This window comes from Thermoanaerobaculia bacterium, from assembly GCA_035717485.1.
Lineage (GTDB): Bacteria > Acidobacteriota > Thermoanaerobaculia > UBA5066 > DATFVB01 > DATFVB01.
This window is the reverse complement of record DASTIQ010000200.1, coordinates 1-6,395: the sequence shown is the minus strand read 5'-3', so window position 1 is coordinate 6,395 and position 6,395 is coordinate 1. Positions and strand designations below refer to the sequence as shown.

Here is a 6,395-nt window from a genome sequence, read left to right as displayed (position 1 = left end):
ACTCGGACGTTCGTTTTCCGGGAGAGGATCGCATGCGGCGCATCGTGGAGGGACAACCGGTAACCGCGGACGGCGAGAGCTCGGCCGATGGACGGCGGCGCCCGCCCGTGCCGACGCGCCCGGCGCGGGAGCGCGTCTCCCGGGAAGGCCGCCGATGATCGACGGGCGGGCGACTCCCGAGGGAACGGCACGATTCGCGGGACGATTCCGCGCCGCGCCCTCGCATTTCCGGCAGGCGCCGGACGGCCCGACGCTCTCGTCGATCGGCCTCGGGACCTACCTCGGCGAAGAGAACGACGACACCGACCGCGGCTTCGAGGAATCGATCGGGGTCGCTCTCGGGCTCGGGGTGAACGTGCTCGACACGGCGGTCAACTACCGCGGGCAGAGGAGCGAGCGCGCCGTGGGACGCGCGGTCGCCGGCGCGATCGCGCGCGGCGCCGGCGCGCGCGACGAAATCTTCGTCGCGACGAAGGGGGGATTCCTTCCCTACGACAGCCAGGATCCGCGCGCCCCCGACGCACAGGTCCAGGAGACGTTCTTCGACACGGGGATCCTCTCCGCGCCCGACCTCGCCGCCGGATGCCACGCGATCGCGCCGCAGTTCCTCGGCGAAATGATCGAGCTCAGCCGGCGAAACCTCGGCCTCGCGACCATCGATCTCTACTACCTCCACAATCCCGAGACCCAGCTCCAGGCGGTCAGCCGGCCGGCGTTCGCGGGACGCCTCCGCCGGGCGATCGAGGTGCTCGAGAAGGCGGTCCAGGAAGGACGGATCGGCGCCTGGGGCGTCGCCACGTGGGACGCTCTCCGCGTGCCCGCCACCCACCCGGCGCACCTCTCGCTCGCCGAAATCGCCGCGGCGGCCCGGGACGTCGCCGGCGAAGGAAACCATTTCGCCGCCGTTCAGGCCCCCGTGAATCTCGCGATGCCGCAGGCGATCGCGTTTCCCTCGCAGGCTTCCCGCGGAAGGACCGTGCCGCTCGCCGCGGCCGCGTCGGACTTCGGGCTGGCGCTCTTCGCGTCCGCCTCGATCCTGCAGGGAAGGCTGGTCGAGGCGGACCTCCCACCTCAGATCGACGAGCTGTTCGCGGACGTTCCCGCCGGGGCGCGGCGAGCGCTCCAGCTCCCCCGGTCGGCGGCGGGCGTGACTTCGGCGCTCGTCGGCGTCTCGAACCCCGCTCATGCGCGCGAGACGTTCGCCCTCTCCCGCATCGCTCCGGCGGACCCGGCCGCGGTCGCCGCTCTCTTTTTCTAGGTCGCGCGCCGGCGACGCCGCCGAACCGCCGGAGCCCGGCGCCGCGCGCCCGGTCCCCCGGCCCGGCGGCGGAGGAAATCGAGCGTCGCCGCGATCCCGAAGCCGGAGGCCCCGGCGGGATATCCCGCCCTCGCCTTTTCGAAGTGCGCGGTTCCGGCGATGTCGCAGTGCGCCCAGGGGATCCCGGCGGGGACGAACTCCTTGAGGAAGATCGCCGCGCTGACGGTACCGGCCCACCGCCCGCCGGTGTTCTTCATGTCCGCGTAGTCGGATTTCAGGAGCTCGCGGTACTCGTCCCAGAGCGGGAGACGCCAGAACCGGTCGCCCGTGCGCTCGCCGGCGGCGAGCAGCTCGCCGACGAGCCGGTCGTCGTTCCCCATCACCCCCGCGCACTCGTGGCCGAGCGCGACGAGCACGGCGCCCGTCAGGGTCGCGAAGTCGATGATCGCGTCCGGATGGAACTTTTCCGCGTACGACAGCGCGTCGGCGAGGATCAGGCGCCCTTCCGCGTCGGTGTTGTCGACCTCGACGGTCTTTCCGTTGCGCATCCGGAGGATGTCGCCCGGCCGGTAGGAGGTCCCGGAGGGCACGTTCTCGGCGATCGGAGTGAGCGCCGTCACGGTGACGGGGAGCGCGAGGCGGCGAGCGGCGCGCACGATCGCGAGGGCGGTCGCGGCGCCCATCATGTCGAACTTCATCTCCCCCATCGACGCCGCGGCCTTGATCGAGATCCCGCCGGAATCGAACGTGATCCCCTTCCCGACGAGCACGACGTTTCCGCGGGAGGCCCGCGGACGGTGGGCGAGGATCAGGAACCCCGGAGGGCGGCGGCTCCCCGAAGAGACGCCGAGCACGCCTCCCATCCTCTCGCGGCGGATCTCCGCGGGCGAGAGCGCGCGGAAATAGAGGCCGTCCCGGCGGGCGGCGGAGGCGACGATCGCGGTCAGCTCCCGCGAGCCGAGGTCGTTGGCGGGCGTGTTCCCGAGGTCACGCGCCCATTCCGCCATCTCCGCGGCGACCTCGGCGGCGCGCCGATCCGCGGCGGAGACCTCCGCCCCTTCGACGTCGACCCCGAGCGTCAGACGCGGTCTCTTCCCGCCGCTCCGGTAGCGGCGGAAGTCGTAATCGGAGAGCGCGACGTGGGCGAGGAGCGCCGGGGCGATCGCCGCGGCCCCCGGGGGATACACGAAGAGCGCCGAGGACGTGCCCCGCTTCTGCATCGAGTGCGCGGCCTGGCGGGTCGCCGCGCGAAGGGCGGCGAGGAGGCTGGCGCCCGGTTTGTACCGGTGCACCAGGATGGCGGGCCGGCGATCGCCGTCGATCCAGAAGGTCTCGCCCGGGCAGTCGGGGGTGCGGCGGCCGAGTCCGCCGGGGGCCTTGCCCTTCTCGGGAACGAAATAGTGCGTTTCCGGGAACTTCCGAGCGGGACGCCAGAGCAGCTTCGCCATCTTCCCTCACATGATCGCCGAGCTTCGAAAACGCCCGGCCAGCAATTTCCCCCCCGCGGTCGACTCCGGGAGCGCGCGATACGCGGCGGCGCGCGCCTGGAGGTCCGATTTCTCGCGCGCGGACGCGGCACGATCCTGCAGGGTATCGAGAAGTCGCAGGAAGGCGGCGGCATCATATCCCGCCTGCGAGGCGCGCCGCGCTCCGCAGAGATCGAGCGCGGTTTCCCCCGCGACGTCCGCGCTCTCTCCGGCCGGCCCCGGGAAATCCCGGGCGGGAGAGGCCTCGCCGCGGCAGACCTCGCGCGAAAGGACGACGGCGAGCTCCGCCTCCGAGCCGAGCAGGACGAGAAGGCCCCGCGAGATCACGGCGATGCGGCCGGGAAACGCCGTCGCGTACGGAATCGTCGACTGCGTCACCGCGAAGCGCCATTCTCCGGCGCGTGCGCCCGCGCAGGTCCGGCCGACCAGCGCGACGTACCGGAGGAGGCGGACGTCGGCGACGAGCGGGTCCCGGCCGAAGAGCCGGGCGGCGAACGCCCGTCCCTCCGCGCCCGCCGGGCCGGGCGCCGGAGCGGGCGTCCGCGCCGGCGCGGCCGCCGGATGGATCGTCCGCGGCGCCGGTTTCGCGGCGGTGCACCCGATCGGGAACAGCGCGACGAGCGCGGGCGCGACGCGGGCGAGGGAGAACCTCACCTGCGGACCCGCGGACGGAATCTCCCGACGCCGCCCGCCTTCTCGAACGCGAGCTGTTCCGCGTCGCTGATCGAGAGCGCGAACAGCCGATCGACGGCGGCGGCATCGCTCCCGCCGTTGCCCGTGCCCGCGACTCCCCCGGGAGTCGGCGCGACGACCCGCGGAGGCTCGAAGTCGGACGGCGGGAGGATCGCCGCCACCGACGACTCGCGGCGGAACTGGAAACCGCTGCCGTCGCTGAAGACGAGGTTGGCCGCGGCGAGCCCGGCCCCGTCCCACCGGTACTCGACCCGCGCCTTCTTCTTTCCGGCGGGGACGTCGACGATCACCGTCGGTCTCCCGGAGGCGTCGGCGCGCTCCACGGCGGGTCCCTCCTCGAAGAGCGCGAGGAAGGCGACGGCGCCCGACTCCTCCTCGCGGAGCGGCCGATCGGCGTACCACGAGCGGCCGTCGAAGAGGAAGGCGCGCCCGAACGCCTCGATCCGGAGACGTTCGCCCGAAGAGCGGACGACCGCGTCGGGGAAGGAACGTCCCGCGAAATCGCGCGTCCGGAACGTGGTGACCGTCGGAGAGGAAGGGAAGAAACCGAGCGCGGAGAGGAGGACGGCCGCGGAGAGGAGCATCGCGGCGACCATAGCAAGCGATCCCCGGAAACTCAATTCGGCGCGGCCCCCGGAAGACACCTGCTAGACTCGCCGCCGGTGAATCCGATCTCCTCGACTTCGCTTCCGTTCCCGCTCGTGCGCCGGGGAAAGGTGCGCGACGTCTACGACCTCGGCGACCGCCTGCTGATCGTCGCGACGGACCGCGTCTCCGCGTTCGACGTCGTCCTGTCGCCGGGAATCCCGGACAAAGGCAAGGTCCTGAACCAGCTCTCGAACTTCTGGTTTTCCCGGTTCCCGTCCGTCGAAAACCACCTCGTCGAGACCGACGCCGCGAAGTTCCCCGAGGGAGCGTCGGGAGACGACCTGCCCGGACGCGCCGTGATCGCGCGCAAGTGCGAGGTCATTCCGTTCGAGTGCGTGGCGCGAGGGTATCTCGCGGGCTCCGGCTGGAAGGATTACGTCCGGGAAGGCGCGATCTGCGGCGTCCGCCTCCCCCCCGGCCTGAAGGAAGCGTCCCGGCTCCCCGAGCCGATCTTCACGCCGGCGACGAAGGCGGAGACCGGCCACGACGAGAACGTTCCCCTCTCCCGCCTCGCCGACGCCCTCGGGACCGAACGCGCGCGCGAGCTCGAGAGCCGCACGCTGGCGCTCTACCGGGAAGTCGCGCGGCGGTGCGAGGAGAAGGGGATCCTCCTCGCGGACTCGAAGATCGAATTCGGCGTCCGCGACGGCCGGCTGGTCTGGATCGACGAAGCGTTCACGCCCGACTCGTCCCGCTTCTGGCCCGCGGGCTCCTACCGGCCCGGCTCATCTCCACCGTCTCTCGACAAGCAGTTCATCCGCGACTGGCTGGAGCGGACCGGCTGGGACAAGACGCCTCCGGCGCCGCCCCTTCCCGGGGACGTCGTGCGCGGTACGCGCGACCGCTATCTCGAGGCGTTCCGGAAGATCACGGGAAAAGATCCCGAATACGTCGAGATCTGATCTCGAGTCGGGCACGAGTCGGCGAGTCTTCTCGTCGCGAGTCGACGACCTTTAGCGGGAGATCGGACTCGGAACCCGCGGACCCGACCCGTGACTTGTCCTCGTGACCCGCGACTAGGTCAGGTCCTTGACCTCGGCGACCGGCGTCGCCTTCAGGTCCGGAAACTCCCGCGCGGCCGCGGCATCGGATCGCGGCAGGTAGACCCGCCGGAAGCCGTGCGCCGCCCCTTCCCGAAGACGGGAGGCCGCATCGCTCACCGAGCGCACCTCCCCGAGGAGGCCGATCTCTCCGATGAAGAAGGCGTCGGCGGGCAGGGGCTCTCCGCGGTGCGACGAAAGGACGGCGGCGGCGAGAGCGAGATCGGCGGCCGGCTCCCGGACGTCGAATCCCCCGGCGCACGAGACGAAGATCTCCCGCGACGACACGGGCAGAGCCGCCCGCGCTTCGAGCACCGCGAGCACCATCGCGAGCCGGCCGGAATCGAGTCCGACGGCGCTGCGGCGCGCGGAGCCCGAGACCGCCGGTCCCACGAGGGCCTGGATCTCGACGAGGAGGGGGCGCGTTCCCTCGAGGGACGCCGAAACCGCGCTCCCCGGCATCCCCGCCCGGCGCTCCGCCAGGAGGGCCCGCGACGGGTCGGCGACCTCGGACAGCCCGGCCGAGGTCATCTCGTACAGAGCGATCTCGTCGACCGCGCCGAACCGGTTCTTGGTTGCGCGCAGGATCCGCCGGCCGCGGGACCGATCCCCCTCGAACGAGAGCACCGCGTCGACGAGGTGCTCGAGCGCCTTCGGTCCGGCGAGCGTCCCGTCCTTCGTCACGTGCCCGATCAGGACGACCGGGACGTTCTTCTCGCGCGCGAACCGCTGGAACACGAGCGCCGCCTGCCGGACCTGGCCCACCGAGCCGGAGGGAGAGGGCAGATCGGGAGAAGCCATCGCCTGGACGGAATCGACGACCACGAGGGAGGGATCGAGCGTTCGCGCCTCCTCCGTCGCGACCTCGGGGTCGGTCTCCGCCAGGACGCGGAGGTCCGCGGCGACCGCGTCCAGCCGCCCCGCGCGGAGACGGACCTGGCGGAGCGACTCCTCGCCGGAAACGTAGAGGACCGTTCCTCCGGCCGCGGCGCAGGCGCGCGCGGCCTGCAGGAGGAGCGTCGACTTGCCGATCCCGGGTTCGCCGCCGATCAGGACGACCGAACCCGGTACCAGCCCGCCGCCGAGCACCCGGTCGAAGTCGGCGAGCCCCGTCGCGAGCCGCGGCGCGGGAGTCTCTTCGACGGCGGAGATCGAAAGGGACCGCGCCGGCGACGCGGGGCGGCGGCTCTTCCGGGGCGCCGGAGACGCCGCGACGTAGGAATTCCACGCGCCGCAGTCCGGACAGCGGCCGATCCATTTCGCCGACGC

At 72.2% G+C, this 6,395-nt stretch carries 6 protein-coding genes; 2 read left to right on the top strand and 4 right to left on the bottom strand.

From position 1 onward, the window contains the following. Nucleotides 1–154 precede the first annotated feature (154 nt). The gene (locus VFS34_10625; protein HET9794908.1) at nt 155–1,258 is read left to right on the top strand and encodes an aldo/keto reductase; all 1,104 of its coding nucleotides are present in this window, start codon (nt 155–157) and stop codon (nt 1,256–1,258) included. Here the strand turns inward: VFS34_10625 and VFS34_10620 are convergent. Genes VFS34_10620 through VFS34_10610 form a run of 3 tightly spaced genes read right to left on the bottom strand, consistent with a single transcriptional unit; the run spans nt 1,255 to nt 4,022 of the window. Further along, nucleotides 1,255–2,706, bottom strand: coding sequence for a leucyl aminopeptidase (locus VFS34_10620; GenBank protein HET9794907.1), 1,452 nt, complete (start codon nt 2,704–2,706; stop codon nt 1,255–1,257). The two genes, VFS34_10625 and VFS34_10620, sit on opposite strands and share 4 nt — an antisense overlap. Nucleotides 2,707–2,712: 6 nt before the next feature. After that, nucleotides 2,713–3,399 carry a hypothetical protein gene (locus VFS34_10615; GenBank protein HET9794906.1) on the bottom strand — a complete coding sequence of 229 codons (687 nt, stop codon included), beginning with the start codon at nt 3,397–3,399 and terminating at the stop codon, nt 2,713–2,715. Beyond that, the gene (locus VFS34_10610; GenBank protein HET9794905.1) at nt 3,396–4,022 is read right to left on the bottom strand and encodes a hypothetical protein; all 627 of its coding nucleotides are present in this window, start codon (nt 4,020–4,022) and stop codon (nt 3,396–3,398) included. The genes VFS34_10615 and VFS34_10610 overlap by 4 nt, the downstream gene beginning before the upstream one ends. A 78-nt stretch (nt 4,023–4,100) precedes the next feature. Between VFS34_10610 and VFS34_10605 the strand changes: the two genes are divergently transcribed. Beyond that, nucleotides 4,101–4,988 (top strand): phosphoribosylaminoimidazolesuccinocarboxamide synthase, encoded by an 888-nt coding sequence (locus tag VFS34_10605; GenBank protein ID HET9794904.1) that lies wholly within the window; start codon nt 4,101–4,103, stop codon nt 4,986–4,988. A 114-nt stretch (nt 4,989–5,102) separates the two neighbouring features. Here VFS34_10605 and radA read toward each other — a convergent pair. Further along, on the bottom strand, nt 5,103–6,395 hold a 1,293-nt coding region (gene radA, locus VFS34_10600), incomplete at its 5' end, for a DNA repair protein RadA (protein HET9794903.1).

Bases quoted from the DNA above. Each gene is read 5' to 3' on its own strand.
- VFS34_10620 (HET9794907.1), bottom strand. From the start codon at position 2,706: ATGGCGAAGCTGCTCTGGCGTCCCGCTCGGAAGTTCCCGGAAACGCAC.
- VFS34_10610 (HET9794905.1), bottom strand. From the start codon at position 4,022: ATGCTCCTCTCCGCGGCCGTCCTCCTCTCCGCGCTCGGTTTCTTCCCT.
- VFS34_10625 (HET9794908.1), top strand. From the start codon at position 155: ATGATCGACGGGCGGGCGACTCCCGAGGGAACGGCACGATTCGCGGGA.